Origin of the sequence: Methylorubrum sp. SL192, assembly GCF_026672325.1 — a bacterium.
Lineage (GTDB): Bacteria > Pseudomonadota > Alphaproteobacteria > Rhizobiales > Beijerinckiaceae > Methylobacterium > Methylobacterium extorquens.
The window spans coordinates 768,464-793,003 of sequence record NZ_JAPPQV010000003.1; the positions used below are offsets into that span (position 1 = coordinate 768,464).

A 24,540-nucleotide genomic window follows, 5' to 3' on the forward strand; every position below is an offset into this window, starting at 1 on the left:
CTCGTTCGGGCGCTGATAGCGCGGCGGGAGTTTTGTGAGAGACGCTCAGCGTCGCAGCCGCCGACGCAGGCTCTGGGCCGCCGCCCAGAGCCGCGGCGAGCGCTTGATCCGATGCTTGAGCCGCACCGCGAGCCGCGAGGCGAGCACGAGCCCATGGCTCGCCGGGCTCACCGGCACGGTCTGCTCCACGAGTTCGATGGTCTCGTCGCAGGTCTTGGCCTTGTAGCCCGCCTCGCCGACGCCGAGGTCGAGCGCCCGGCGGCCCCGCGCGGCCTGATGGCCGACGAGCCGGTGCAGCAGGATCTCGCCGGGGCTGAACCGGCCGAGTTCGGGGTCGGTGTCGAACGACGTCCACATCCCGCAGAAGCGGGCGCCGTCCACCGCGCCGCCGAAGGTCGCCAGGATGCGACCGCTCTCGCTCGCCACCAGGGCGTGAACCTCGATCGCCGCGCCGCCATCCGCGTCCGGGGCCGTCGCGGCAGCGATGAAACGGCGGATGCCGGCCTCCGCATAAGGGTCGGCGATGCCGAGATCGGCGAAGCGCGCGGCCTTCTGCGCGTAGAACGCCGCCTGGATCTCGGCGGCCGCCTCCGGCGTCTCGGCGACGCGGTGCTCAACGGCGCCTAAAAATTCCACGAGCTTGCGCTCCTTGGCCCGCAGCTTCTTGCGGGTGTCGCCGCTGAACACCCGGCGCAGGGTGGCCTCGGCGTCGGGGCCGAGCAGCATGCCGTAAGCGTCGCTTGGCGCTGGCAAGCCGCCTCCGGCCAACGGGTTCGGGGTGCCGTCCCAGACGCGCGGCTGGTTGCGGAGCGCGAAGGCGTCGATGCCCGCCGCGCGGCCGGCCCGGATCAGCGCCTCGGTCAGATCCTCGGCCGGCATCGCCGCCGCCTCGCGGGAGGCGAAGAGCGGCATGTGGAAGTTAGCGTGCCGGTCGCCGACCACCCGCGCGACCCGCAACGGACCGCGGCGCCCGACCGTGAGCGGGATCAGCACCCGCGCGCGTCCATGCGCGTCGCGGAGCACGAGGATACGCGTTGCCTCGCCGGCATCGATCCCGGCGCCGAGATAGGCCGCCACCCAGTCGAAGCGCTGGTAGGGCGTCATCAGGACGGCCGGGTCGGCCTCCAGCCCCCGCCACAGCCCCTCGACCGCGGCGAGATCGGAGAACACCTCCGCGGTGAGGCCGCCATGGCCCCGCAGCCCCGCCCGCACGGGGCGCCCCAGATCTTCGGCGAGAGCCGCCATTCCCACATCTCCCCTTGCGGGCGCCCGTCACGGCCAGGACGGGCAGCCACGCACAACCGCCTCCGGGCGATCCTGCCGGGTTCGTCCTCAAGCCTCGGTTGATGCGGACGGCCGATCTGCGGGGATGGGTAACGAAAGCTTTTCGCGTCCGTCGCTAGGCTTAAGGCGATGCCGGGGCCGCCCGGTGCTTCGAGCCGAGACGGGCCATGCTTTCGCCCCGCACCCGACACCGCCTGTTCCGCGCCGGCTTTCGGGCAATCACCGCCACGGGCGCCGACCGCTGGCTCGCCCCCGCTGCCCGCGGGCGCGGCGTGATCCTCACCTTCCACCATGTTCGCCCTGAGCCGGTGCCGGGTTTTACCCCGAACGCCCTCTTGTCGATCACCCCCGCCTTCCTGGAGCGGACGCTGGCGCTGCTGGCCGCACGCGGCTTCGAACTCATCGGCCTCGACCACGTCCCCGGGCGGCTCGCGGCCCCGGAAAGCGGAAAACCCTTCGCGGTGCTGACCTTCGACGACGGCTACCGCGACAATGTCGAGCACGCCCGCCCCGTGCTGGCGCGGCACGGGGCGCCGTGGACGCTGTTCGTGACGAGTGACTTCGCCGAGGGGCGCGGACGGCTGTGGTGGCTCGAACTGGAGCGGGCCGTGGCCCGGCTCGACGCGGTGCGGCTCGGCTCCGGCCTCGTCCTGCCGGCCCGCACGGATGCGGAGAAGACGGCCGCCTTCGAGACGGTCTATCGCACCCTGCGCGCCGGCCCGGAGCCGGTCCTGCTCGACGAGATTGCCCGGTTATGCCGCGAGGCCGGGTTCGAGCCGGGCGGACTCGCCCGCGAACTCTGCCTGAGCTGGGGGGAACTGCGCGATCTCGCCCGCGACCCGGCCGTCTGCATCGGCGCGCACACGCTCTCGCACCCGATGCTCGCCAAGCACGACGCCGCCTTCGCGGAGCGGGAAATGGCCGAGAGCCGCGCGCGGATCGAGGCGGAGCTGGATCGCCCCGTGCGCCACCTGTCCTATCCCGTCGGCGATCCGACTTCCGCCGGGAGGCGGGAATTTGAAACGGCAAAAAGACTCGGCTTTGCCACCGCGGTGACGACCCGGCCGGGCCATCTGTTCGCAGGGCACGCGGACCATGGCCACGCCCTGCCGCGGGTCTCGGTGAACGGGCTGCACCAGAGCGACGCGGCGCTGGCCAGTCTTCTTTCCGGCGTGCCGTTCCTGGCCTGGAACCGCGGGCGGCGGCTCAACGTGGCGTGAGCGGAGGCCGCCTCAGCGGCGCCGACGGCGCGAGCGCGACGAGCCGCCCTCCGACTCCCCTGCGCCGGCATCGGCGCTGCCGACATCGAAGCTGGCGCTGGCCCGGCCGCGGCGGCCGGAGCGCCGCCCCCGGCGCCGTGCCGGCTCGATATCGGGCTCCTCGATCGAGGGGATGCCGGGGATCGTCGCGGTCGAGGCGACCGAGGAGGTGCTGGATGCGTCGTTGCCACTGACATAGCCGCCGCTCGCGACGTTCCGGGCGGGCGGGCCGAACATGGCGAGACACTGGTTGTAGGCGAGGTCGTTCTTCAGCCGCTCGCATTCCGCCATCGAGCGCGGCGTGCCCTGCGCGGCCGCGGTTTCGGCGGCCATCGGCGCGGCGAGCATCAGCGAGGCGGCGAGGAGGTGCGGACGGAACGAAAGCGCGGGACGGCGCAAGGAGGGGCGCATGGGCGGCGGGCGACCTTCGGAGACGAACCTTGAGCGTAGGACGTCCCGCCTTCTCGCCAGGGAGTGCGGCGAAAAAAGGGGCCGCTGGCGTTCAACCGTGTCCGAAAGCCGGCGGCCACCGTTCGGAACGATGCGCTAATTGTCCGGCCGGTCCATCCAGCGGATCAGCGGCATCAGCGGGAAGATCCAGGCGATGCCGAGGATCGAATAGATCACCGTCTGCACCGCCGGATGGGTTTCCGAGATGCGGCTGTCGGCGAGCGCCATGGCAAGCGGCGCGTAGACGATCACGAAGGCCAGGATACCGAAGGTTCCGAGCAGGGTGCGCGTGCGGCGGCGCATGGGCCTGGATCTCTCGCATTCGTGGGTGAGCGCCCGGCGGGCGCCGGAACGGGTCGTACCGGTCCTGCTCGCGCCCTGCAACGCGGCAAGCCTGCGTCATGGGGCAATTGCGCGAAGCCGCGGATTGCGGCTCCGCGCGACGCGAGGAGCGTCGCGCGGAGCGGAAGCCTAAGCCCGCGGAGGCGGGCGCCGGCGTCTGAGGCCGGCATGAAGAAGGGGGGATCGCCTCGCGCGATTCCCCTGCCTGCGCCATAGGCCGCGTTGCGCGTGGGGTCCCGCTTCCCGTAAGCCACCCCGAACGTTCCCGGCTGCCGGACCTGACGCGCGAGACCATGAGACTGTCGACCCATCCGACCCTCGACCGCTTCGACGCCGTCCCGGCGGCCTCCTACCGCCCCGGGCACGGCGCGGTGCGCGCGTGGCTCTATCTGCTCGCCGTGCTCGTCGTGGCGATGGTCGCCGTCGGCGGCGCGACGCGGCTCACCGGCTCCGGCCTCTCGATCACCGAGTGGCGGCCGGTGACCGGCGTGGTCCCGCCGCTCGACGCCGCCGACTGGGCGGTGGAGTTCGACAAGTACCGCGACACGCCGCAGTACCGCATCCTCAACCAGGGCATCGGGCTCGACGGCTTCAAGACGCTCTACTGGTGGGAATGGGGGCATCGCCTGCTCGGGCGGATCGTCGGCCTCGTATTCTTCCTGCCGTTTGCGTGGTTCTGGGCCCGCGGCATGCTCGGGCGCCGCCTTCTCACCGGCCTCCTCGGCCTCGGCCTGCTCGGCGGGCTTCAGGGCGCGATCGGCTGGATCATGGTGGCCTCGGGCCTCCAGCCCGGCATGACGGCGGTGGCGCCGCTCAAGCTCGCCCTCCACCTCACCACCGCGAGCCTGATCCTCGCCGGCCTCGTCTGGCTCGCCGCCGGCACCCGCCCTCGGGCCCTCGCTCCGGCGCCCGAACCGGTACGGGTCGTCGCCTGCCTGTTGCCGGCCCTGGTGCTGGTTCAGATCTGGCTCGGCGGGCTCGTGGCCGGCTCGAAGGCGGGCCTCCTCTACAACACGTGGCCGGACATGGACGGCGTTCTCGTGCCGCCGGCCCGAGTGCTGTTCGACAAAGTGCCCTTCATCGAGAACTTCATCGACAACCTCGCCTTGGTGCAGTTCAACCACCGCCTCTTCGCCTATCTCGTCGTGGTGGTGGCTATCGCCCACGCGATCCAGGCCGCCCGTACGGCGTCCGGCAGCGCCGCGGCGGGCCGGGCGATGGGCGTGGCAGCGCTGGCAACGGCACAGATGGGTCTCGGCATCGCGACCCTCCTGCTGCATGTGCCGCTCTGGGCCGGGCTCGCGCATCAGGTCTTCGCCATGGCGGTGCTGATCATGGCGACCGTCCATGCTCGCCTCGCTCGCGGTGTGCCGGCCGCCGCCGCGCCTACGGGGGCGGAGGTGCCGATCGGGCTGGAGGCGCTCGCCGGCCGCGGCGCCTGAGCCGGCTCTGCGCCCTGCGACCGGTTTGGCGCGAAACCTGCCTCGCGACCGAGGCAGGTTCATGAAACCGTCGCGATGGGGTTCGATGCTCGGGGGGAAGGCTCGAGGGAGCCTTGGCCGACTGCGCCGCAGCATAGAAATCGGCTTACCCCGAGGCGCAAAAGGTGGGTTCCAGTCGTCGCCGCAACAATTTCGGTGGAAGACCGTGCCCTCGGTAGTCCGGCGATGGAACGACTCGGCGCTCTATAGAATTAAATACCTCGCCAACACAGGAGCAGAGGATGTTTCTGGCCGAGGACGGACGCCCGCTTGCGCTGACATGGAACTACACGCCCAGTGAATTGCGGGCGGACGGTGTAGTCCATATCGCAGGCATCGCCCTCGGGTTTCTCGGCGCGATCTGCTTGGTCGTGACGGCGGCCCTCAACCATCTCGGGTGGATCGAACGGGCCTCTCTGCTGGTCTACGCCACCGCGTTGCTGGCGATGCTCGGCGCATCCGCCGCCTACAACATGTGGCCGGTGGGTCCGCGCAAGTGGATCCTGCGCCGTTTCGACCATGCCTTCATCTACCTGATGATCGCCGGCACCTACACGCCGGTGGTGGCGCTGGTCGGCTCCGGCCCCGTCGCCTGGACGCTGCTCGCCCTGATCTGGACGGTCGCGCTCACCGGCATCGCCATCAAGATCCTGATGCCCGGCCGCTGGGACCGCGTCTCGATCGTGCTCTACCTGATGCTCGGCTGGAGCGGCGTCCTCGCCTACGAGTCGGTGATTTCGGGGCTCACCCCGTCCGCCCTGTGGCTCCTCGCCATCGGCGGCCTGCTCTACTCGGGCGGCGTCGTCTTCCACGTCTGGCGCAGCCTGCCGTTCCAGAACGCGATCTGGCACGCCTTCGTACTAGCCGCGACCGCCTGCCATTACGGGACGATCATGGCGAGCGTGCTGCACGCCGGGGCGTGAGCGTTCCCACCTTCCCCGTCATCGGGCCGCAAAGCCGCCGACGCGCGCCAGAACGATGCCGCGCGTGGTCTGGGAATGGAAAATGCGTGGGAGACCGGGCCGGACGCCGGAGGCGCCTGATCCTCAGGCCGGCTCGGAGATGCTGCTGCCCTCGCCCAAGGTGTCGGAGGCGCGCTCGACGGCGCTGATCGCATCGAGCAGGTGCTGCACGCTGCGCTCCACCTCGATCCGCGGCCGGTCCATGACGGCGGCCCGCGCCACCAGCCCTTCGAGCTGATCGAGCACGTCCAGGAGGTCGCCTGCGACAGCCGCCACGTCGCAGCCGGCGCGGGCCGGCGTGGCGGGGGCAGGAGGGCGGCGGAAAGGGATGACCGTGCTCATCGCCATCGTGTGTCGCGAAAAGGCGGGCGCATGGCCACCCGCAGACCGGGCGTCATCCACACCCAAGCCGCAGCGCGGGGTCGCCAAAGGAGGCTTCCTGGCTCAATTGGTGAGTTTTTCGTCGAAACCGTGTCTCGAATCCCCGGCAAACGGTCAAGCTTTTCCGCCGTGACAGCGGGCGTCTTCCGAAACGGAAAAATCTTTCCTCCGAATCGGGCCGCTTCGGCGATGGATTGACAAGGATCGCGTCGAAGCAGAGGTTGGAATCGTTCCGAGGGGGGCCCCGTATGGGGCTGAGAGTGGGCATGCGCCCTGACCCTTGAACCTGATCCGGCTCGTACCGGCGGAGGGACGGGAACCAGTGGCCGCTGCTCACAGGCAGCATCGGTCAGCCGCACCATCGTCGGGACCACGGGTCGCCTCCCCTTTCAGGAGCGACAGCGATGAACGCACCCGTCCGTCCCAAAGATCTTCCCAACAGCAATCCCGCCAGCGTGACCACCGGCCCCGTGCAGGGCTCGCACAAGGTCTATGCGGAGGCGCCCGGCCGCCCCGACATCCGCGTGCCCTATCGGGAGATCGCCCTCTCCGACCCGAAGGAGGAGCCGGTGCGGGTCTACGACCCGTCGGGTCCCTACACCGAGACCGATGCGGCCATTGACCTCGAGAAGGGTCTGGCCCCGGTCCGCGAGCCGTGGATCGTCGGGCGCGGCTACGCGGCGGTGAAGCCGCGCGAGGTGAAGCCGGAGGACAACGGATTTGCGGCTGCCGACAAGCTCGTGGCGCCGTGTCCTGCCGAGCGCACGATCCGCCGGGCGGAGCCGGGGCAGCTGGTGACGCAATACGAATTCGCCCGCGCCGGGATCATCACCGAAGAGATGATCTACGTGGCGCATCGCGAGAATGCCTGCCGCGCGCAGATGCTGGAGCGGGCGGAAGCCGCGCTCGCCGACGGCGACAGCTTCGGCGCGGCGGTGCCGCCCTTCATCACGCCCGAATTCGTCCGCGACGAGGTGGCCCGCGGCCGCGCGATCATCCCGGCCAACATCAACCACCTCGAACTCGAGCCGATGGCGATCGGCCGCAATTTTTTGGTGAAAATCAACGCCAATATCGGCAACTCGGCGGTGACGTCTTCCGCGGCTGAGGAAGTCGAAAAACTGGTCTGGTCGATCCGCTGGGGTGCGGACACGGTCATGGACCTCTCGACGGGCCGCAACATCCACAACATCCGCTCGTGGATCGTGCGCAACTCGCCCGTCCCGATCGGCACCGTGCCGATCTATCAGGCACTGGAGAAGGTCGGCGGCGACCCGCTGAAGCTCGATTGGGAGGTGTTCAAGGACACGCTCATCGAGCAGGCCGAGCAGGGCATCGACTACTTCACGATCCATGCCGGCGTGCGGCTGGCCCATGTGCCGCTGACCGCGCGGCGCACCACCGGCATCGTGTCGCGCGGCGGCTCGATCATGGCGCGCTGGTGCCTCGCCGGGCACCGCGAATCGTTCCTCTACGAGCGGTTCGACGAGATCTGCGACATCATGCGGGCCTACGACGTGTCGTTCTCGCTCGGCGACGGCCTGCGTCCGGGCTCGATCGCGGATGCCAACGACGCGGCCCAGTTCGCCGAACTGGAGACCCTGGGCGAACTCACCAAGATTGCCTGGGACAAGGGCTGCCAGACCATGATCGAGGGCCCCGGCCACGTGCCGATGCACAAGATCAAGGTCAACATGGAGAAGCAGCTGCGGGAATGCGGCGAGGCGCCGTTCTACACCCTCGGCCCGCTGACCACCGACATTGCTCCGGGCTACGACCACATCACCTCGGGCATCGGCGCGGCGATGATCGGGTGGTTCGGCACGGCGATGCTCTGCTACGTCACGCCGAAGGAGCATCTCGGCCTGCCGAACCGCGACGACGTGAAGACCGGCGTCATCACCTACAAGATCGCCGCGCACGCCGCCGACCTCGCCAAGGGCCACCCCGCCGCGCAGCTCCGCGACGACGCCCTCAGCCGCGCCCGGTTCGACTTCCGCTGGGAGGATCAGTTCAACCTCTCGCTCGATCCCGACACGGCGCGCGCCTACCACGACGAGACCCTGCCGAAGGACGCGCACAAGGTCGCCCATTTCTGCTCGATGTGCGGCCCGAAATTCTGCTCGATGAAGATCACGCAAGATCTGCGCGCCGACGTGCTCGCCATGGAGGAGGCCGGCATCGTCATCGGCCAAGCCCAGCCGATGAGCGACGCCGAGCGCCAAGCCGGCATGGCGGCCAAGTCGCAGGAGTTCCTGGAAGAAGGCGGCAAGCTCTACGTCGACGCGGCGGAGTAAGCCGCGCGTGAAATGCGGGATGGCCGTCCGGCGGGCGGCCATCCTCGCAGAACCGATCGGTTGACGCGAATTCGCGAAAACTCTTCAGGTTATCTTTACGGATCGGTGAGGCTGGCGGCCGTTCCCGGGGGACAACCGGCGGCCCTTAAGACTCCGGTAGCGACGCGCGCAATCTCCTGAGGTCCGGCCTCGCGCCGAAACCGAAGGAATGCAGCCATGGACCCGATCAGGGCCGCGGCCTCGACGCCGCCCGTCTCAACCGCACCCATCACCCCCATCCGACCGGTTGGGGAAACCGTTCGCGACGAGGCTCCTGCCTCCCGCGTGCTCGACCCCGCGGTCACCGTCGCGGTGAGCCCCGAGAGCACGGAAGCGAAACCGTCCGAGCCGGATCGGCGGGCCTATATCCGCGATGCGGAGAGCCAGAGCCTCGTTTTCCGGGTCACCGATCCGCAGACCGGCGACGTGGTGATGCAGATCCCCGACGAAGTAATCCTCAAGGCGCGGGCCTACGCACGGGAAGCTGCGCCGTTTGTGGGCGAGCGCGTCGCCAAGACGGCCTGACCAACCGCCCAGTGACATCGCCCGTCCGACGCCCTCCGACGCGACAGAACGCTCGGAGGTGCGGGCACCCGCGCGCCGCGACATCCTACGGCGAATGACGCCCGGACAGCACGTCGCCGCCGTAGGCGACGCGATTCGGCGGCTCTGATTCGATTCGGCGTGCGATAAGCCGGCGTTTACGCCCCCGGCCCGGCGTCGCCCTGAAGCCCCGCGGCGATGTGGTTGTTGAGCGAGACCAGCGACTCGATCTTCTGCGCCGTCGGCTCGATCATCGTGTCCAGGATTGTATGGAACACGTAGGCCGAGAGCTGCGCCATGCTGGTGCGGACCTCGACGGGGAGCGGGCTGCTCGGCTCGGTCGCGGCGGAGGCCAGGATCGTCCAGACACGCTGGTTGAACGTCAGCGCGTCATTGAGAGCCGGCCCCGCCTCGACCTGTGAACCGAGGGACTGGAGACGGCCGGCGGCCTTCAGCAGAACGGCCGCCTCGGCTTCTCGAGGGGAGAGCGCCACGCGCGAAGCCTTCGCATAGGCATTGGCCGCGTACTGCATTGTTGGTGTTCTCCCTGCGCCGCCCTCGGCCGATCGCAGGCGAATCAATGCATCGTTTTTGTTAAAAGCCGGTATGCGAGCAATCTGCCCCATTGGCGCCCCGAAAGCGGGCGAGTGCTTCGGCGTGGCGGCCGTTGAGGCCAGTCCGTGCCGCATCGGGTCCGGAACCCGTTTCAGATGACGAACTTCTTTCTCGGATTGATGGCTGGCTGCATCATCGCCGGCGTCGTCACCATCACCGCTGCGCGGCACCCGGCGGTCCAAGTGCGGCTCGGCCTCGTGCCGCCCGCTCAGGCGGCGGTCGTCGTCGCACCCCGCCCCGAGACGCCCCGCTGCCCGGTGCCGAAGGCGGCGAACCAAGTCGGTAATCCGGAGATGCTGTTCTCGCGTAGCCGCCTCTGGTCGGTCGCCCCCTGAGGCGGGCCTCAACTCCTTGAGACAGACCTCACGACATCCGGGCGTTCGCTTTGCCGGACGCGATGGCGTGTTTCACGCAAGCGCCGCGCAGTCCTGACGCCGCTCTCACCGAGCGGAAGCGGTGTCAGACGCTGCTGCTGAGCAGGAACATCACCATCGTCGTGGCAACGGTGCTGCCGAGGAAGCCGAACAGAGCTGCGGCGAACGAGGGACCGGTCCGCGTTTCGGCGGCGGGCTGACGGAGGGCGTTGTCGGTGGCGATCATGGCAAGACCCTGAAAGGAGGAGAGGAGTTTTCCGGCGCGAAGCGATCGGTTTCGTTGCGATAGACCTGCGCTTCACGGTGACGCTTGGCGGTGCGGGACCACACGCCGGCCCGCGGACGGATCCGGCTTTCACAGCATCGAGTTACAGGCAGCTTCGACCCGCGGGGTGCGGGTCAGCCTCGGTCAGTCGCAGCGGTTGACCTGCTTGGCCGCGCGCAGGGACCGGAGTTCGCTGCGCAGATCGATCGAGACGATGTCGGCCCCGCAATCCTCGAAGGCGTCCTGCGCCTCATGGTAGCGGTCGCCGATCTCGTCGAGGGTGTCGCAAACCCGGTCGTGATTACCGAGCCGCGCTTCCTGGCGGGCCTGATAGCGCAGGGCGCTGGCTTCCTGGATCTTGCGGCGGCCGTCGAGACAGCCGGGGGCCGCGAGCGCGGAGGAAACGAGAGAGACGCCGACGAGGGAGGCCGCAAGGCCGGCGAAAACGGTGTGTCGCATGAGGTGACGCATGGGCAGACCGAAGCTGTTCGACAGAAGTCGTGAAAAGGTTAAGGAGCGCTCAACACGCAGACGTCTCAGTGTCTTCACTGATCCTGCCGCGACGTTGCCGTCCGTCTTGGCTTCTGAACGGTGACGCTAAGCCGATGGTTCCGAAACTGGCCCATGGGATCTGCCAAGATTCTTGGAGGCTTCCTCGACGATTCTTGGTGGAACATTCGGCGCACTGGGATTCGATCGACGCCCCTATCCCTCGGCGGCCTCCTTGCGACCGAGATCCGGCCCGGCACGGTTTCGGCGCGCCGTCTCCGATACACGCCCCCGCCGAGAGACGAGAATCTGGTCGAGGGTGACCGGCGCTAAGCCCTGCGCATCGACGCCGACATCGTATTGTCGCGGGATCGGCTTGAGCCGGCCGTGGGAATGGCCGTGCAGGTTGATCGCGCCGCGGCCGAGGCCGTTCCAGGTTCGGAAGGCGTAGTGGCACAGCACGAGGCGGCGGCCCTCGACCTCGGTCTCCGCGTAATGCGCCACCGAGGTCCAGCCGGGCGCCGAGAGGGTGGCGGGGCCGTCGTTGTTGCCGACGATGAGATGCTTGTGGCCGTTGAGCGCGCCGAGCAGGGCCGCGATGCGCTCCGGGGGAGGGCCGAGGGCGAAGTCGCCGAGATGCCAGACGGTGTCGTCCGGCCCGACGACGGCGTTCCAGGTCTCGACCAGGGCCGCGTCGTGGGCCGGCAGATCCGCGAAGGGGCGCCGGTCGATCCGCAGGATCCGGGGGTCGCCGAAATGCGTGTCGCTCGTGAAGAAGATGGTCATCCGCCGCGCTGTCCGGTGTGAGCGGGACAACGCGGCGGACGGGAGAACGATGCCGGCCTAACGCCCAGGGCTGAAGCGCAGCGGCACGGTGACGGCGAGGCTCGGCTGCGTCACCCCGGCGGGGGCGGGCGGCAGGCCGCCGCGCACCGCCGCGAGCGCGGCGCTGTCGATGGCGCCGACCCCGCTGCTGCCGGTCACGGCCGCACCGCTCACCGCGCCGGAGCGGCTCACGGTGAAGCGCACGGTCGCGACGCCGCCGCTGGTGCCGGCCGCGGCCTCGCGGTTCATCCGGCCGCGGATCGTCGCGGCGATGGAGCCCTTCCAGGCCGCCATGGCGTTGGGATCGCTGGCCGCGGCGGCCGTACCCGTCGCGCTCTGACGCGAGGTGGCGGCGGAGTTGCGCTGCGCATTGCCCGCCTGCGCGGCCTGGGCACGCCGGGCGGCATCGCGCTCCGCCTTCGCCTTGGCGGCCTTGATCCGCGCTTCCTTCTGCGCCTCCTCGCGCTTCTTCTCGAGGATCTCCTGGCGGCGTGCCTCGCGCTCGGCCTCGCGCTTCTTCTCCAGGGCGGCCTTGCGGCGCTCCTCGATCTTGGGATCGGGCTTGGGCCGCTCCGGCACCTTCGCCACCACGGGCGGGGGCGGCGCCAGCGGCTCCGCCTCCTGCGCCTCGGAGGCGATGATCTGCTCCTCGGGCGGCGGGGGCAGCGTGTCGGGCGGAACCTCCGTGACGGCTTCCGGCGGCGGAGGCGGCGGCTGCACCTCCTCCGGCATCACCTCCGTCATCTCGGGGGGAGGCGGGGGCTTCACCTCGTCCGGGGTCTCGACCGGCTCGGCCGTCTCCGGCTCGCCCTCGGGCTTGGCCTCCTCGGGGATCGCCTCGGACTGCGCCGTCTGGGCGGGGGCCTGCGTCTCGGCCTCCGCCATCTGCGGCGCGAGATCGATGGTGATCTCCTGCTCGCCCGGCGGCGCGGGCGGTGTCAGATGCAGATAGGTGATGCCGATCAGCCCCGCGGCGTGCAGGGCCAGGGCCAGGGCGAAGGCGGCCGCGAGGCGCCCCTGGCCGCCTCCCTCGGACGGGCCCGAGGGCAACCCCTGCCCAGCGTAAGCGGGCACGGGAGCCGGCATCGGGGCAGATGTCGGGGCCTGCATCGGCGGCATGGGGGCGGCCTTCGGAGCTGGCTTGGGAGCGGCCATCGGCTTAACGGGGCGTCCCTGGGGCTGGCGCGCCACCCGCCGATTGGGCAATCAGCGAGACCTTGGTGAAGCCCGCCTGACCGACGAGGCCCATCACCTCCATGATCCGGCCGTAGGGCACCTCCCGGTCGCCGCGCACGAGCACGACCTGATCCGGGTTCTCCGCCCTGAGCTGCTTCAGGCGCGGCAGGATCGTCTCCGGCGTGAAGCCGTCCTTGGCGATGAACGGATTGCCGTCCTTGTCGATGGAGACTTCGAGCGGCTTCTGCGACTGCGCCACCTTGGCGGCGGTCGTCTTCGGCAGTTGCACCGGCACGCCCGTCGTCATCAGCGGCGCGGCCACCATGAAGATGATCAGCAGCACCAGCATCACGTCGACCATCGGCGTGACGTTGATCTCGGACATCGGCGTGGCGTCGAGGCCGTCCTCGTCGTCGCTCGCCGAACGCGCGGTTCCCATGGCCATGGCTTCGCCCTTCCGGGTGTCGGCGGCCGCCCGCCGAGCTGAGGCGGGCGCCGCGAAGGTTTCAGGGGTCGGCGAAGAAGCGGATTACTCGGCCGCCGCGGCCCGGGCGTGGGGGCCGCGGTCACGGGCGAGGCGGTTACCGAGCACCGAGATGCAGGAGACGAAGCTCGACTGGATGCGGGCGACGTCGCCGGAGAGCTTGTTGTAGGCCATCACCGCCGGGATCGCGACGACGAGGCCGATGGCGGTGGCGAACAGAGCCTCCGCGATGCCGGGCGCCACCACCGCGAGGCTGGTGTCCTGGCTCTTCGCGATCGACGAGAACGAGTTCATGATGCCCCAGACCGTGCCGAACAGGCCGACGAAGGGGGCGGTGGAGCCGGAGGTCGCCAGCAGCGGCAGCCCGCCCTGGAGACGCTTCACCTCCAGGCTGAGCGCGCCCTTCATCGCCCGCTCGATCCGCTCGCGGCGCTCGGCCCGGCTCTCGCTCGGATCCTGGTCGCGCCACGCGTCGAGCCCCGCCTTGACCACGTGGCCGGCGATGCCCTTCTGCCCGGTATCGATGGTGCCCTCCGAGCGGACCATCGCATCGAAGGCCTTGGCCTGCCGCTTGGCGGCGGAGAGGCGCACGATCTTCTCGAAGACGACGGTCCAGCAGGCGAGCGAGGCCACCACGAGGAGAATCATCACGCTTTTGACGATCGGGTCGGCCTGAAGGAACAGACCGATGAACGACATGTCGTGGGCTGCAGCGACCGCCTCGGCGGGCACGGACGTCGGATCCATGTGTGACTCCTCGTGGCTCCAATAGGCGTCCGTCGCACCCGGTCGAACCGGTGGGACGGCCGTGGCCGGCCTCAGCGATCGAAGGCGGCCGATGTCTTGGTGGCGGGCTCGATCCGCTCCAGGCAGGTCTCGCGGGTGGCGTCACCGCCCTCGCAGGCGAGCACGTCGTTGAGCAGAAGGCGGCCGATTTTCGGGCAGGCGAGGCCGGCGAAATCGAAGAGCCGCACCACGGTCTTCTTCTCTTGGACCGGACCCAACTCGACGGCGAGGCGCTTCTGGGCGACGCCCTCGGTGTCGAAGGCGAACAGATCGACCTTGAGCGACTTCAGCGCGGGGCCGCGGCTGTTGTCGACGAGCATGTAGGTGCGGCAGGCCTCGCCCGCGGGCTCGAGCCGGTTCAGTTCGATCTTCAGGGGAGGGGCGTCCGATTTGGCGGGCGGCGTCGCGTCCTGTGCCATCGCGACGGGGATCGCGGTGATCAGCGCTGCGGCGAGGGCGGCACCCGCGAGGAGGCGTCCCCCGATCCCGCCGCGTCCCGGCCCTGCATCGCTCATTCCCCAGCCTTCCTGAATCACGACGATCTCATCTCCCCAATCTCGCGCCGCCCCGGAGATCCGGAGCGGGCCGCTTGACCCGAAGGCCGAAGGACTGCCGCTGTCCCGCCGACATTCGCTTCGCCATGGTTTCGACGGTGCCAAGAGGCGCCGTCGTCCGGGTCGAGACCACCGTGACGCGATCTCCACCGCATGGCGATGTGCGGATACAGCAAAGGTCACGTCCGGCGCTCGTCACAGCACCGTGTACGTTTCCGGGCGTGCCTATCCGACAAGCAGGGTACCGATCAAGGTTTGCAAAGAATTTCAGAGCAATTCCAAACTATTGGAGAAGGCAGGCAAGCGAACTGGGATTTCTCATTTGTCCCGGCGCGATTGCCGGTTTGTCCCGAATTACCGTTCCCCGCGCTTCGCCGACCGCATGGCCGACCACCCTTGATCGGCATCCGCCCGCTTTCCATATCCCGTCTCAAGAGCGCTGCCGCGAGGCGGGCTCGAGACCGCAAGGTGCCGCCAAGGGCTCGACGCCGTTCGATCCCCCAGGGCCTTGCCGGAGGTTTGAGCGACGATGACGCGGCCGTCCCCGTTCGGGTACCCATTCCTGCTCGGCTTCGACGAGATCGAGCAGGCACTCGATCGTGTCTCGAAGGCCGCCAGCGACGGGTATCCGCCCTACAACATCGAACGTGTCACCCGCAGCGAACGCGAGCCTGAACGCTTGCGTATCACGCTCGCGGTGGCCGGCTTTACGCAGGATCAGCTCGACGTCTCCTTGGAGGAGAATCAGCTGGTCGTGCGGGGGCGGCAGGTCGACGACAAGTCCCGTCACTATCTGCACCGCGGCATCGCGGCGCGGCAGTTTCAGCGGGCCTTCCTCCTTGCCGACGGCATGGAGGTTTTGGGCGCGGAGCTGTCGAACGGGCTTCTGGCGATCGATCTCGCACGGCCGGAGCCGGAGCGCATCGTGCGCAAGATCGCGATCGCCGCCAAGGATCCGTGATCCTGAACGGCGACCCTGACCTGCGCAGCCTACGGACGATGCGACTGAGCCGCGTCGATGCATCGCAGGCTGCGTCGCCCGTCTCTCGGGCCTCCACCCCATCCCGGATTTGTCGCTGCCGATGTGCAGGACCATATCCGGTTCAACGCTCTGCCTCGGAAGGAGGGCATTCCATGACCACGGCCACAACCGACCTGACCATCGACACGACCGCCAATCCCGCCATCGACCCGGCGGAGTTCGCCGCACTCGGCGAGGGGCACATCGCCTATGTCCGCCCGATCCGTTCGGACGAGGTGCGCAGCCTGTTCCCGCAGGCCCCGGAGATGACCCCCGGACTCGACCTGTTCGCCCTGCTCTCCGCGAGCGGCGCGCCGATCCTGCTCACGGATTCCCGCGAGGTCGCCGTGGCGAACGCCATGGCCCACCAGCTCTTCCCGGTGAGCCTGCACTAGAGCCGTCTCCCCGCCGCTCGGCGGGGGCGCATCAGGCCATCGCCGCGACCGTGCGCACGAGGAGGTCGATATCCTCGGGCCGCGACAGGCGGTGGTCGCCATCCTTGATCAGCGTCAGCCGCGTACCCTGCGCGGGCAGGCGTTCCAGAATCCGCAGGGCATGCGGATAGGGCACGTCCGGATCGGCCATGCCCTGAAGGATGTGCACCGGACAGCCCGGTTCCAGGTTTGCGTCCAGCAGCAGGTGGCGCCGCCCGTCCTCGATCAGCGCCATGCGGATCGGGTCGGGCTTCGGGGCATAGGGCGTCTGCCGATACCACACGCCGTCGCGCTCCAGGGTCTGCCGGACCTCGGGCGGGAAGGCGTCCCACATCAGCGCCTCGGTGAAGTCGAGGGCGGGGGCGATCAGCACCATTCCGCCGAGATCCGCCCCGCGCCGCGCCCGCTCGCGGGCGACGAGGCAGGCGATCCAGCCGCCCATGGAGGAGCCGACGAGGATCGGCCGCTCGTTGGCGTAGCGGTCGATGACGGCGCAGGCGTCGGCGAGCCAGTCGGAGATGGTGCCGTCCTCGAAGCGCCCCTCCGACTCGCCATGCCCGGAATAGTCGAACCGCACCATGCGCCGGGCGTTCTGCGCAGCCCAGGCGTTGAGAGCGGCGGCCTTCGTCGCCCGCATGTCGGAGCGGAAGCCGCCCAGCCAGACCACGGGCGGCCCCTCGCCCTCGCGAACCCGCACCGCCAGCCGGCGCGGGGAGGGGCCGTCGATATCGAGCGTCACGAGGGGCAATTCGCCCGGCGAAGTCTCCGGATCGCTCACTGGCGCGGAAATCCTGTGATTCTGAAACAACTCGGCGACGCTTCGTTTACCGAACCGTAAAGCCGCGGGGACAATCCTTACCTCATGACCCAATCCCAAGCGACCGTCCCGGCACGGGTGACGCGATGAGCGGAGGCAGCCTGTCCGGCGGCCCGGTGCAGTTGTCCGAGGCTTCGCCGCTGGCGGGCGTCACGGTGCTGCAGATCATCCCGGCCCTGGAGGCAGGGGGCGCCGAGCGCACCACCGTCGACGTCGCGGCCGCCCTCGCCGAGGCCGGCGCGCGGCCGCTGGTGGCCACGGAAGGCGGGCGGCTCGTCGGCGAGTTGCAGGCCAAGGGCGGGATCTGGGTGCCGTTCCCGGCCAACACCAAGAACCCGTTCGCCATGGCGCTCAACGTCGAGCGCCTCGCCCGGCTCTGCCGCCGCGAGAACGTGCAGATCCTGCACGCCCGCTCCCGCGCCCCGGCCTGGGTCGCGCTCGGCGCCGCGCGCCGGCTGAAGCTGCCCTTCGTGACGACCTATCACGGCAGCTATTCGGGCCGGACCAGCGTCAAGGTCCTGTACAATTCGGTGATGGCGCGGGGCGACGTCGTGATCGCCAACTCGCACTACACCGCCGACCTGATCCGCCGGACCCATCCCGACCAAGCCGGCGGCCGGATCAGCGTGATCCACCGCGGCACGGATCTGGCGGCGTTCACGCCCTCGGCGGTCGCGGCGGCACGGGTCGAGAGCCTGCGCCGGGCCTGGAACGTGGCACCGCACGAGCGGGTCGTGCTGCTCGCCGCCCGGCTCACCGCCTGGAAGGGCCAGCGCGTGCTGATCGAGGCCGCCGCCCGCCTGCGCGACCTCGGCCTCACCGACTTCGCCGTCGTGCTTGCGGGCGATCCGCAGGGACGCACGGCCTATGAGCGCGAGCTCGACGCGCTGATCGAGACACGCGGCCTGTCGGGCATCGTGCGCCGGGTCGGCCATTGCACCGACATGCCGGCGGCCTTCCGCGCAGCTTCCGTCGTCGCGGTCCCCTCGGTGGAGCCGGAAGCGTTCGGTCGCTCGGCGGTCGAGGCACAGGCGCTCGGCATTCCGGTGGTCGTCTCCGATCTCGGCGCCGTGCCCGAGACCGTGCTGGCCCCCCCCGATGTCGAGCCCGGCCAGCGCACCGGCTGGCGGGTGCCGCCCGGCGATGCCGCGGCTCTGGCCGAGGCGCTGAAGGACGCGCTCTCGCTCGGCGCCAGCGCCCGCGACGGCCTCGCGCGCCGGGCGCAGGCCCATGTCGAGGCGAATTTCTCGCTCGATCGCATGATCGACGGCACCCTGAACGTCTACGCCGACCTTCTGAACCGAGCCAAAACGTGACAGGGTGAACCGAAATCAGTCCCGCGAGTTGACTCGGCAAGAAGATTTGCCAAGTTAGTGCCGTCCGGCAGCGCCGGATCAATCGGTGGCCGGGGCTCGCCAGACGCGGTGGCTCTCAGGCTGCCGTTTTGTCGTTGATACAGGAGAACTGAGCCATTCGCAGACCAATGAGAGCCATGCCGGCCCCGCAGAAGGACGGGCCGCGCGCAAACCGGGACATACGCGGCGTCCGCGACGTCCAGCTCATCGACCAGGATGGGCAGAACCGGGGTGTCGTGCCCTTCTTCGACGCGCTGGCCATGGCTGAGGAGGTCGGCCTCGACCTCGTCGAAATCGCGCCGAATTCGGTCCCTCCCGTCTGCAAATTCCTCGATTACGGGCGCTTCCGCTTCAACGAACAGAAGAAGCAGAACGAGGCCCGCAAGAGGCAGAAGACGGTCGAGGTGAAGGAGATCAAGCTCCGCCCCGGCATCGACAAGCACGATTACGAAGTGAAGATGAAGGCCGTTCAGCGGTTCTTCGAGGAAGGCGACAAGGTCAAGGTCACCCTCCGCTTCCGCGGCCGCGAGATCGCCCACCAGGATATCGGCCTCCGGCTCTTGGAACGTGTGAAGCAGGAGACCCAGGAGATCGCGAAGGTCGAGAGCGAGCCGATGCTCGAAGGCCGCCAGATGATCATGATCCTGGCGCCGCGCTAACTGCCTCAGCCCCGGCCTCTCCGCGCTCCCGCGGAACAGGCTCGTCCGCAAATGCGCTGCTCCCTCGCGGGGGCGGCGCATTTTTCGTTTTGCGTCGGAGGATGAGGGCTCCGCGCGGCGGAGCGACTGGACGGGGCTTCAGAATGCCGACGGCCCCCGAAGTATGAGGCCGCCGGCAAAGCGCAAAGAGACTTATTTCAGCATCGCGATCTGCACGTCGCCGACGCGCCGCGTCACCGACACCGTCACGTCGTTGCCGTGGCGGTGCAGGCGGATATCCGCCCGCGAGTCGCCGAGTTTGAGGTTGAACAGCTCCACCGCGTCGAGGAAGCGCGGCAGGATCGGATTGCGGAAGCGGATGCGGTTGCGGGCTTGGTCGATTTCGAGCCCGAGACAGGCGGCCAGGAAGGCGAAGGGCGCCGCCGCTGCCCAGGCCTGCGGCGAGCAGGCCACGGGATAGCTCACGGGCCCGCGCTGGCGCCGCCGCATGAAGCCGCAGAACAGCTCCGGCAGCCGCTTCTGGTCGTAGTACAGGCTCGTGTCGAACATCCCCTCGAACACCAGCGCCGCCTCCTCCTTGAGGCCGTAGCGGGCGAGCCCGAGGGCGCAGATCGCGTTGTCGTGCGGCCAGATCGAGCCGTTGTGGTAGGACATCGGATTGTAGCGCGCCTCGCCCTTGGCGATGGTGCGGATGCCCCAGCCGTTGAACCCGTCGTTGGACAGGAGCTGCGCCGCGACGCCCGCGGCCCGCTTCGGCAGGGCGATGTCGGTGAACAGGGCGTGGCCGGTATTGGAGGAGCGCACGGCGCATTGGCGCTTGGCGCCGTCGAGCGCGAGCGCGTAGGTGCCGATCTCCTCGCACCAGAACGCCTTGTCGAAGTTCTCGCGAAGGGTGTTGGCGGCAGCCGAGAGCCGGACCGAAAGGTCGTCCTCGCCGAGCATGCTCGCAAGCCGCGCCGCACCGCGCTTGGCGGCGTAGACGTAGCCCTGAACCTCGCACAGGGCGATCGGCCCCTTGGCCATGGCACCGTCGGCGTGGAAGATCGAATCGTGGCTGTCCTTCCAGCCCTGGTTGGCCAGCCCCTGCTCGGTCTCGCGGGCATATTCGACGAAGCCGTCGCCGTCGCGGTCGCCGTATGTGTCGATCCATTCCAGCGCCAGCTTGAGCTGCGGCCAGATCGCCCGGATCGTGTCGAGGTCGCCCGTCACCTCATGGTACTGGGCTGCCAGCATCACGAAGAGCGGCGTGCCGTCGATGGTGCCGTAATAGTGCCGGAAGGGCACCTCGCCGAGCATCGCCATCTCGCCGCGGCGGGTCTCGTGGAGCACCTTGCCGGGCTGGGCGTCGGCGGCCGGGTCGACCTCCTTGGCTTGCGTCGCCGCGAGGAAGCGCAGCACGCCCTTACCGAAATTCGGGTCGATCCAGAGCGCCATCATCGCCGTGATGATGCCGTCGCGCCCGAACACCGTGGAGTACCAGGGGATGCCGGCGAAGGGGTAGATGCCCTCCTGCGTCCGGGTCGCCAGCATGTAGAGGTCGGCGGTCGCCCGGCAGAGGCCCTCGTTGAACTGATCGTTCGAGGAGATGATCGTGGTGATGCCGGCGGTGATCTGGCGCTGGTCGCGGCGGTTGTCGCGGTAGGCGCGGGCGAAGACACGCCCCTCGCCCAGGGACCGGTCCGGCTGCTCAGCCAGGCTGCCCGCCGCCCGCGACAGGGCTGCGGCGGCGGATTCACCCGCCCGCTCGGGGCCCGGCGCGCTGGTATAGGCGCGGTGCGACTGGCACACGACGCGGATGAAGAGCGAGGTGTTGGCTCCGGGCTCCAGTTCGACCACGAACTCAGCCTTGCCCGGCTCCAGCGTGTGCGGCTTCGGCCCGAAATGCAGCGAGGTGGTGCGCACCATCTCGTCGAGGCCGGCGTAGCGGAACTGCACCTCGGTCGCGCTGCGGCGCTCGACGGTCCGCTTGCCGCGGTTGGCCCGGTCCGAGCCGCGAACCTCGAACAGATCGCGGTAATCGGCGTCGAACGTCACGCCGATGCGCAGGCGACGGCGGCGGGTATCGTAGTTGCGCAGGCCGATCCGGTCGTAGCAGGCGCCCTTGAACAGGAACTTGGTGCGCTCGATGGCGATCAGCTCGCGGGGAATCGCGGTCTCGTCGCCCGCGTCGAGCCGGATATCGGGGGTGGTGAGATCGACGCTGAGCGCCCCGTTGTCGTCCTGGATCGCCGAGGACAGCATCATCGGCCGCTCGTCCTCGATCGTCAGCGCGAGGCGCGAGAGGTAGCGCGTGTCCTGGAAGTAGAGGCCCTCCGGCCCCGGAACCCAGCCGATGTCGCCGTAGCTGTCGAGCACGGCGAAAGCCTCGCCGTATTTGAGGGCGCGTAAGGGGCGGTCCACCAGGGAGGCCTGCGCCTCGATATGATACTGCGGCAGGTTCTCGTCAGCGTCGAGGAAGCCGAACCGCGAGGCCGTCTGTCCCTCGGAGCCGTCGGCGTGGAGATGGGCTGCGTCGTCCTGTGCCGCCATGCGAAGCGCCTTTTTGCCGTTGATCCGATGCGAGCGAGGTGACCCTCGCAAATCGAAGGCCGCCGATCGCCTCGTAGCGACCGGCGGCCCTGTCGGACCCATTCAGTTAGGCGTTTCGCCGGCCCCGGCGAGGGCCAGGGCGGGTTTTCGTCGAGCGGTTAGGCCGGCATCGCGGCGACGTGGATCGGGCCGTGGGCCGAACCGTTCAGCTCACCGTACTGGGGCGAGAAGGCGCCGGCGGCTGGCATCTTGAGCACGTTTCCCTGGCCGGCCAGGAGCTGCTCGTAGGCCGAGACGTACTTGCGGACCATGACCTCGGCGGTAAAGCGGCCCTCGAAATGGGCGCGGACGCCGGCACGCGGCAGATCCTTGACCTTGCGGCACGCCTCGATCGCCTCGTCCATCGAGTTGACGATGAAGCCGCTGACGCCGTCCTTGATGACCTCCGGTACCGAGCCGTTGCCGAAGGCGATCACCGGCGTGCCGGCCGACATCGCCTCGATCATCACGAGGCCGAAGGGCTCCGGCCAGTCGATCGGGAAGGCGAGCGCGAGGGCGTTGCCGAGGAAGTCCTTCTTCTGCTCCTCGTTGATCTCGCCGATATACTCCACCAGCGGGTGGTGGATCATCGGCTCGATCTTCTCGTCCCAGTATTCCTGGTCGGCCTTGTCGACCTTGGCGGCGATCTTCAGCGGCGTGCCGGAACGGATCGCCATCTCGATCGCGCGGTCGGGGCGCTTCTCGGGCGAGATGCGGCCGAGGAAGGCGAGATAGCCGCCCTTGGCCTCCGGATAGTAGGGGCAGTTCTGCTTGGGCAGGCCGTGATGGATCGTGGCCAGCCAGTTGGAGCTCTCCGGCATCGGATCGCGCTGGTTGTCCGAGATCGAGACCAGGGGCATGCCGGTGAAGGTGTTGTAGACCGGCATGAAGTCCGGCACGTCCAGGCGACCGTGCATGGTCGTCAGGCACTTGTGATAGAGATCCTCGAACATCGGATACTGCAAGAGATCGATGTGGAAGTGGATCACATCGAACTCATGCGCCCGGCGATGCACGTGATGCAGCATGGCGAGGTGGCCCGCGGTGTGATCGCGGTAGCCGAGAAGGCGCAGGCCCTCCGGGTGGCAGGCGGCAAGCTTGGCCGAAGTCTGAGAATCACCACTCGCGAACAAGGTCACGTCGTGACCCTGGCGAACGAGTTCTTCCGTGATCCACGATACGACACGCTCGGTGCCGCCATAGAACTTCGGCGGCACGGCTTCCGCGAGCGGGGCAACCTGGGCAATGCGCACGAAGACGTCTCCTGTGACAGGAAATAGGGATGTTGGCGAGACTAATGGGGGACGCGGCCTGAGCGGGACATGAACGAAACAGACAGCCAAGGTTTATGGTTCCGCCCCTCGCCTGGGGTGAGCGGCAATCTTTGCAACCCCACGGAATACCAGTTTTCCACATATGTTGGCCGGCGACGCAGGCCGGATCGCGCGGGTGCGATTGTGGAGCATCGGACAATGCTGTACGTTGTCCGTACAATGACGACCTCATGATCCTCAGCTACCGCAACAGGGACACCGAAGCGCTGGACGTGCACGGTGTGTGCCATCGCCGCTGGCGGTCCTTTCAAGCTGCGGCCGGGCGCAAGCTCGATATGCTGAACGCCGCCTCCGTCGTGAGCGACCTGCGCAGCCCGCCCGGCAACCGTCTGGAGAAGCTGTCGGGTGATCGCGAGGGCCAGTGGAGCATCCGCATCAACGATCAATGGCGCATCTGCTTCCGATGGGACGGTTCGGGCCCCGAGGATGTCGAGATTGTCGATTATCACTGAAGGAGGGTGCGGCATGCCTCGCATTAGATCTCATCCGGGCGAGATCCTGCTCGAAGAATACCTTCGACCCCTGGGAATGAGCGCCAACGCTCTGGCGAAGGCGATCGAGGTGCCGGCCAACCGCATCAGCGAACTTCTGCGCGGTCGCCGCGGGATGACCGCCGACACGGCTTGCCGCCTCGGCCGGTTCTTCGGGACCACGCCGGAATTCTGGATGAGTCTCCAGACCGCCCACGATCTGTCGAGGGCCGTCGCGGAGCACGACTATTCCACCTTGCGTGCTCTCGAAAGCGCCTGACGCCGCCGCCGAACGCTCAAGGGCGAATGTTGCGTCCGCGATCGATTGAAACCGGCGGATGTTTCTGCCATAAGCCGCCCGCGTCGAACCGCCCGGCCGATTAGGGCTGCCGTGGCGGTTCCCGTTGCTCCAGCAGCATCAAGCGCGAAGTCCCGGCCGCCGGCCGGATCGCTGTCGCGTTCAGGAGAGCGAAATGCCCAAGCTGAAGACGAAGTCGGGCGCCAAGAAGCGCTTCAAGATCACCGGCACCGGCAAGGTGATGTACGCCCAGGCCGGCAAGCGCCACGGGATGATCAAGCGGACCAACAAGCAGATCCGCAACCTGCGCGGCACGACGACCCTGTTCGAGGGCGATGCTGCCAACGTGAAGAAGTACTTCCTGCCGAACCAGCGGTAAGTTCTTCCACCCCTCGCGATCTGTTTTGTCTTAACGTTCCAGGAGATCTCCCATGGCCCGCGTCAAGCGTGGCGTGACCAGTCACGCGAAGCACAAGAAGGTTCTGAAGGCTGCCAAGGGCTACTACGGCCGCCGCAAGAATACGATCCGCATCGCCAAGCAGGCGGTGGAGAAGGGTCTGCAGTACGCCTACCGCGACCGCAAGAACAAGAAGCGCACCTTCCGCGCTCTCTGGATCCAGCGGCTCAACGCGGCGGTGCGCGAGCACGGCCTGACCTATTCCCGCTTCATCAATGCCCTGGCCCAGTCCGGCATTGAGGTGGACCGCAAGGCGCTGTCCGAACTCGCCATCCACGAGCCGGCCGCATTCGCCGCCGTCGTCGAGAAGGCGAAGTCGGCCCTGCCGAAGGCCGCCTGATCGCTCCGCCGAACGGCGGAACGCTCGAAGCTCTGACAAGGCGCGGCGCGGCAAGCGCCGCGCCTTCTTCATTTCCGGCCGGGGCATGTCTGCCCGACGGCCCCGGTCCGCCCCTTCGCGCGCTTGCAGGAATGCGAACGACGCGCGAAGGCAGCCCCGGACGACTGGCCAAGGACAGCGG

At 68.7% G+C, this 24,540-nt stretch carries 29 protein-coding genes and 1 riboswitch; of the genes, 14 read left to right on the forward strand and 15 right to left on the reverse strand.

What is annotated here, in order from left to right; translation table 11 throughout:
* Positions 1-45: 45 nt before the first annotated feature.
* Positions 46-1,245, reverse strand: a complete 1,200-nt coding sequence (locus OVA30_RS04405) for a GNAT family N-acetyltransferase (protein WP_268174720.1) — start codon at positions 1,243-1,245, stop codon at positions 46-48.
* Between the two features lie 206 nt (positions 1,246-1,451).
* Between OVA30_RS04405 and OVA30_RS04410 the strand changes: the two genes are divergently transcribed.
* Positions 1,452-2,504 carry a polysaccharide deacetylase family protein gene (locus tag OVA30_RS04410; protein ID WP_268174721.1) on the forward strand — a complete coding sequence of 351 codons (1,053 nt, stop codon included), beginning with the start codon at positions 1,452-1,454 and terminating at the stop codon, positions 2,502-2,504.
* Between the two features lie 12 nt (positions 2,505-2,516).
* Here the strand turns inward: OVA30_RS04410 and OVA30_RS04415 are convergent, their stop codons facing one another.
* Positions 2,517-2,954 carry a hypothetical protein gene (locus tag OVA30_RS04415; protein ID WP_015950505.1) on the reverse strand — a complete coding sequence of 146 codons (438 nt, stop codon included), beginning with the start codon at positions 2,952-2,954 and terminating at the stop codon, positions 2,517-2,519.
* A gap of 135 nt (positions 2,955-3,089) precedes the next feature.
* Positions 3,090-3,296, reverse strand: coding sequence for a DUF2842 domain-containing protein (locus tag OVA30_RS04420; RefSeq protein WP_003601068.1), 207 nt, complete (start codon positions 3,294-3,296; stop codon positions 3,090-3,092).
* 332 nt (positions 3,297-3,628) lie between these two features.
* Between OVA30_RS04420 and OVA30_RS04425 the strand changes: the two genes are divergently transcribed.
* Together OVA30_RS04425 and trhA are read left to right on the forward strand one after the other, a co-directional pair.
* Positions 3,629-4,777 (forward strand): COX15/CtaA family protein, encoded by a 1,149-nt coding sequence (locus tag OVA30_RS04425; RefSeq protein WP_076644166.1) that lies wholly within the window; start codon positions 3,629-3,631, stop codon positions 4,775-4,777.
* Between the two features lie 281 nt (positions 4,778-5,058).
* On the forward strand, positions 5,059-5,739 hold the full coding sequence (gene trhA / locus OVA30_RS04430) for a PAQR family membrane homeostasis protein TrhA (protein WP_076644165.1): 681 nt from the start codon (positions 5,059-5,061) through the stop codon (positions 5,737-5,739).
* Between the two features lie 123 nt (positions 5,740-5,862).
* Here the strand turns inward: trhA and OVA30_RS04435 are convergent, their stop codons facing one another.
* Entirely contained in the window at positions 5,863-6,126 is a 264-nt protein-coding gene (locus OVA30_RS04435; protein ID WP_003601063.1) for a hypothetical protein, read from the reverse strand.
* A 258-nt stretch (positions 6,127-6,384) separates the two neighbouring features.
* Positions 6,385-6,489, forward strand: a riboswitch (TPP riboswitch).
* A 74-nt stretch (positions 6,490-6,563) separates the two neighbouring features.
* Between OVA30_RS04435 and thiC the strand changes: the two genes are divergently transcribed.
* Both thiC and OVA30_RS04445 read left to right on the forward strand, forming a co-directional pair.
* Positions 6,564-8,456 (forward strand): phosphomethylpyrimidine synthase ThiC, encoded by a 1,893-nt coding sequence (thiC, locus tag OVA30_RS04440; protein WP_268174722.1) that lies wholly within the window; start codon positions 6,564-6,566, stop codon positions 8,454-8,456.
* A 324-nt stretch (positions 8,457-8,780) separates the two neighbouring features.
* Positions 8,781-9,020 (forward strand): flagellar protein FlaG, encoded by a 240-nt coding sequence (locus OVA30_RS04445; RefSeq protein ID WP_268174723.1) that lies wholly within the window; start codon positions 8,781-8,783, stop codon positions 9,018-9,020.
* A 176-nt stretch (positions 9,021-9,196) separates the two neighbouring features.
* Here the strand turns inward: OVA30_RS04445 and flaF are convergent, their stop codons facing one another.
* Positions 9,197-9,571, reverse strand: a complete 375-nt coding sequence (gene flaF, locus OVA30_RS04450; RefSeq protein ID WP_003601057.1) for a flagellar biosynthesis regulator FlaF — start codon at positions 9,569-9,571, stop codon at positions 9,197-9,199.
* A gap of 177 nt (positions 9,572-9,748) precedes the next feature.
* Between flaF and OVA30_RS04455 the strand changes: the two genes are divergently transcribed.
* A complete protein-coding gene (locus tag OVA30_RS04455; RefSeq protein ID WP_015822198.1) occupies positions 9,749-9,988 on the forward strand; it encodes a hypothetical protein in 240 nt (79 codons plus the stop codon).
* 124 nt (positions 9,989-10,112) lie between these two features.
* On the opposite strand, the gene OVA30_RS04460 is transcribed toward OVA30_RS04455, so the two are convergent.
* The 7 genes from OVA30_RS04460 to OVA30_RS04490 form a co-directional block, all read right to left on the reverse strand.
* Entirely contained in the window at positions 10,113-10,253 is a 141-nt protein-coding gene (locus OVA30_RS04460) for a hypothetical protein (RefSeq protein WP_015822199.1), read from the reverse strand.
* 183 nt (positions 10,254-10,436) lie between these two features.
* Positions 10,437-10,763, reverse strand: a complete 327-nt coding sequence (locus tag OVA30_RS04465) for a hypothetical protein (protein ID WP_003601051.1) — start codon at positions 10,761-10,763, stop codon at positions 10,437-10,439.
* A gap of 234 nt (positions 10,764-10,997) precedes the next feature.
* A complete protein-coding gene (locus OVA30_RS04470; protein WP_056462514.1) occupies positions 10,998-11,567 on the reverse strand; it encodes a metallophosphoesterase family protein in 570 nt (189 codons plus the stop codon).
* Positions 11,568-11,624: 57 nt separating this feature from the next.
* Positions 11,625-12,725 carry an energy transducer TonB family protein gene (locus OVA30_RS04475; RefSeq protein WP_012752519.1) on the reverse strand — a complete coding sequence of 367 codons (1,101 nt, stop codon included), beginning with the start codon at positions 12,723-12,725 and terminating at the stop codon, positions 11,625-11,627.
* Positions 12,726-12,765: 40 nt separating this feature from the next.
* Positions 12,766-13,227 (reverse strand): protein TolR, encoded by a 462-nt coding sequence (gene tolR / locus OVA30_RS04480; protein WP_056462517.1) that lies wholly within the window; start codon positions 13,225-13,227, stop codon positions 12,766-12,768.
* An 84-nt stretch (positions 13,228-13,311) separates the two neighbouring features.
* The gene (locus OVA30_RS04485; RefSeq protein ID WP_003602684.1) at positions 13,312-14,013 is read right to left on the reverse strand and encodes a MotA/TolQ/ExbB proton channel family protein; all 702 of its coding nucleotides are present in this window, start codon (positions 14,011-14,013) and stop codon (positions 13,312-13,314) included.
* Between the two features lie 71 nt (positions 14,014-14,084).
* Positions 14,085-14,567, reverse strand: coding sequence for a Tat pathway signal protein (locus OVA30_RS04490; RefSeq protein ID WP_268174724.1), 483 nt, complete (start codon positions 14,565-14,567; stop codon positions 14,085-14,087).
* A 568-nt stretch (positions 14,568-15,135) separates the two neighbouring features.
* Between OVA30_RS04490 and OVA30_RS04495 the strand changes: the two genes are divergently transcribed.
* Both OVA30_RS04495 and OVA30_RS04500 read left to right on the forward strand, forming a co-directional pair.
* Complete coding sequence (locus OVA30_RS04495) at positions 15,136-15,567, forward strand: Hsp20 family protein (protein ID WP_003602681.1); 432 nt, start codon at positions 15,136-15,138, stop codon at positions 15,565-15,567.
* 173 nt (positions 15,568-15,740) lie between these two features.
* Positions 15,741-16,022 carry a DUF1150 family protein gene (locus OVA30_RS04500; RefSeq protein WP_003602679.1) on the forward strand — a complete coding sequence of 94 codons (282 nt, stop codon included), beginning with the start codon at positions 15,741-15,743 and terminating at the stop codon, positions 16,020-16,022.
* Between the two features lie 31 nt (positions 16,023-16,053).
* Here OVA30_RS04500 and OVA30_RS04505 read toward each other — a convergent pair whose 3' ends face one another.
* A complete protein-coding gene (locus OVA30_RS04505; protein ID WP_268174725.1) occupies positions 16,054-16,839 on the reverse strand; it encodes an alpha/beta hydrolase in 786 nt (261 codons plus the stop codon).
* Between the two features lie 125 nt (positions 16,840-16,964).
* Here OVA30_RS04505 and OVA30_RS04510 point away from each other — a divergent pair, with 125 nt between their 5' ends.
* Positions 16,965-18,194 (forward strand): glycosyltransferase family 4 protein, encoded by a 1,230-nt coding sequence (locus OVA30_RS04510; protein WP_056111706.1) that lies wholly within the window; start codon positions 16,965-16,967, stop codon positions 18,192-18,194.
* Positions 18,195-18,370: 176 nt separating this feature from the next.
* Positions 18,371-18,892 carry a translation initiation factor IF-3 gene (gene infC / locus OVA30_RS04515; protein ID WP_003602674.1) on the forward strand — a complete coding sequence of 174 codons (522 nt, stop codon included), beginning with the start codon at positions 18,371-18,373 and terminating at the stop codon, positions 18,890-18,892.
* Positions 18,893-19,084: 192 nt separating this feature from the next.
* On the opposite strand, the gene OVA30_RS04520 is transcribed toward infC, so the two are convergent.
* Both OVA30_RS04520 and OVA30_RS04525 read right to left on the reverse strand, forming a co-directional pair.
* Positions 19,085-21,421 (reverse strand): amylo-alpha-1,6-glucosidase, encoded by a 2,337-nt coding sequence (locus tag OVA30_RS04520; RefSeq protein ID WP_056111703.1) that lies wholly within the window; start codon positions 21,419-21,421, stop codon positions 19,085-19,087.
* A 158-nt stretch (positions 21,422-21,579) separates the two neighbouring features.
* Positions 21,580-22,713 carry a glycosyltransferase family 4 protein gene (locus OVA30_RS04525; RefSeq protein ID WP_015822208.1) on the reverse strand — a complete coding sequence of 378 codons (1,134 nt, stop codon included), beginning with the start codon at positions 22,711-22,713 and terminating at the stop codon, positions 21,580-21,582.
* A 251-nt stretch (positions 22,714-22,964) separates the two neighbouring features.
* On the opposite strand from OVA30_RS04525, the gene OVA30_RS04530 reads away from it, so the two are divergent.
* The 4 genes from OVA30_RS04530 to rplT all read left to right on the forward strand — a co-directional run bounded on the left by OVA30_RS04530 (position 22,965) and on the right by rplT (position 24,359).
* Positions 22,965-23,246 carry a type II toxin-antitoxin system RelE/ParE family toxin gene (locus OVA30_RS04530; RefSeq protein WP_056111697.1) on the forward strand — a complete coding sequence of 94 codons (282 nt, stop codon included), beginning with the start codon at positions 22,965-22,967 and terminating at the stop codon, positions 23,244-23,246.
* 13 nt (positions 23,247-23,259) lie between these two features.
* A complete protein-coding gene (locus OVA30_RS04535) occupies positions 23,260-23,544 on the forward strand; it encodes a HigA family addiction module antitoxin (RefSeq protein ID WP_268174726.1) in 285 nt (94 codons plus the stop codon).
* Positions 23,545-23,737: 193 nt separating this feature from the next.
* Positions 23,738-23,941 carry a 50S ribosomal protein L35 gene (rpmI, locus tag OVA30_RS04540; protein WP_003602670.1) on the forward strand — a complete coding sequence of 68 codons (204 nt, stop codon included), beginning with the start codon at positions 23,738-23,740 and terminating at the stop codon, positions 23,939-23,941.
* Between the two features lie 52 nt (positions 23,942-23,993).
* Positions 23,994-24,359, forward strand: a complete 366-nt coding sequence (gene rplT / locus OVA30_RS04545) for a 50S ribosomal protein L20 (RefSeq protein ID WP_003602669.1) — start codon at positions 23,994-23,996, stop codon at positions 24,357-24,359.
* Positions 24,360-24,540 lie beyond the last annotated feature (181 nt).

What these genes read in the sequence shown, in the direction of transcription:
- OVA30_RS04405 (WP_268174720.1), bottom strand. Translation starts at nt 1,245, where the DNA reads ATGGCGGCTCTCGCCGAAGATCTGGGGCGCCCCGTGCGGGCGGGGCTG.
- OVA30_RS04410 (WP_268174721.1), top strand. Translation starts at nt 1,452, where the DNA reads ATGCTTTCGCCCCGCACCCGACACCGCCTGTTCCGCGCCGGCTTTCGG.
- OVA30_RS04415 (WP_015950505.1), bottom strand. Translation starts at nt 2,954, where the DNA reads ATGCGCCCCTCCTTGCGCCGTCCCGCGCTTTCGTTCCGTCCGCACCTC.
- OVA30_RS04420 (WP_003601068.1), bottom strand. Translation starts at nt 3,296, where the DNA reads ATGCGCCGCCGCACGCGCACCCTGCTCGGAACCTTCGGTATCCTGGCC.
- OVA30_RS04425 (WP_076644166.1), top strand. Translation starts at nt 3,629, where the DNA reads ATGAGACTGTCGACCCATCCGACCCTCGACCGCTTCGACGCCGTCCCG.
- trhA (WP_076644165.1), top strand. Translation starts at nt 5,059, where the DNA reads ATGTTTCTGGCCGAGGACGGACGCCCGCTTGCGCTGACATGGAACTAC.
- OVA30_RS04435 (WP_003601063.1), bottom strand. Translation starts at nt 6,126, where the DNA reads ATGGCGATGAGCACGGTCATCCCTTTCCGCCGCCCTCCTGCCCCCGCC.
- thiC (WP_268174722.1), top strand. Translation starts at nt 6,564, where the DNA reads ATGAACGCACCCGTCCGTCCCAAAGATCTTCCCAACAGCAATCCCGCC.
- flaF (WP_003601057.1), bottom strand. Translation starts at nt 9,571, where the DNA reads ATGCAGTACGCGGCCAATGCCTATGCGAAGGCTTCGCGCGTGGCGCTC.
- OVA30_RS04455 (WP_015822198.1), top strand. Translation starts at nt 9,749, where the DNA reads ATGACGAACTTCTTTCTCGGATTGATGGCTGGCTGCATCATCGCCGGC.
- OVA30_RS04460 (WP_015822199.1), bottom strand. Translation starts at nt 10,253, where the DNA reads ATGATCGCCACCGACAACGCCCTCCGTCAGCCCGCCGCCGAAACGCGG.
- OVA30_RS04465 (WP_003601051.1), bottom strand. Translation starts at nt 10,763, where the DNA reads ATGCGTCACCTCATGCGACACACCGTTTTCGCCGGCCTTGCGGCCTCC.
- OVA30_RS04470 (WP_056462514.1), bottom strand. Translation starts at nt 11,567, where the DNA reads ATGACCATCTTCTTCACGAGCGACACGCATTTCGGCGACCCCCGGATC.
- OVA30_RS04475 (WP_012752519.1), bottom strand. Translation starts at nt 12,725, where the DNA reads ATGCCGCCGATGCAGGCCCCGACATCTGCCCCGATGCCGGCTCCCGTG.
- tolR (WP_056462517.1), bottom strand. Translation starts at nt 13,227, where the DNA reads ATGGCCATGGGAACCGCGCGTTCGGCGAGCGACGACGAGGACGGCCTC.
- OVA30_RS04485 (WP_003602684.1), bottom strand. Translation starts at nt 14,013, where the DNA reads ATGGATCCGACGTCCGTGCCCGCCGAGGCGGTCGCTGCAGCCCACGAC.
- OVA30_RS04490 (WP_268174724.1), bottom strand. Translation starts at nt 14,567, where the DNA reads ATGAGCGATGCAGGGCCGGGACGCGGCGGGATCGGGGGACGCCTCCTC.
- OVA30_RS04495 (WP_003602681.1), top strand. Translation starts at nt 15,136, where the DNA reads ATGACGCGGCCGTCCCCGTTCGGGTACCCATTCCTGCTCGGCTTCGAC.
- OVA30_RS04500 (WP_003602679.1), top strand. Translation starts at nt 15,741, where the DNA reads ATGACCACGGCCACAACCGACCTGACCATCGACACGACCGCCAATCCC.
- OVA30_RS04510 (WP_056111706.1), top strand. Translation starts at nt 16,965, where the DNA reads ATGAGCGGAGGCAGCCTGTCCGGCGGCCCGGTGCAGTTGTCCGAGGCT.
- infC (WP_003602674.1), top strand. Translation starts at nt 18,371, where the DNA reads ATGCCGGCCCCGCAGAAGGACGGGCCGCGCGCAAACCGGGACATACGC.
- OVA30_RS04520 (WP_056111703.1), bottom strand. Translation starts at nt 21,421, where the DNA reads ATGGCGGCACAGGACGACGCAGCCCATCTCCACGCCGACGGCTCCGAG.
- OVA30_RS04530 (WP_056111697.1), top strand. Translation starts at nt 22,965, where the DNA reads ATGATCCTCAGCTACCGCAACAGGGACACCGAAGCGCTGGACGTGCAC.
- OVA30_RS04535 (WP_268174726.1), top strand. Translation starts at nt 23,260, where the DNA reads ATGCCTCGCATTAGATCTCATCCGGGCGAGATCCTGCTCGAAGAATAC.
- rpmI (WP_003602670.1), top strand. Translation starts at nt 23,738, where the DNA reads ATGCCCAAGCTGAAGACGAAGTCGGGCGCCAAGAAGCGCTTCAAGATC.
- rplT (WP_003602669.1), top strand. Translation starts at nt 23,994, where the DNA reads ATGGCCCGCGTCAAGCGTGGCGTGACCAGTCACGCGAAGCACAAGAAG.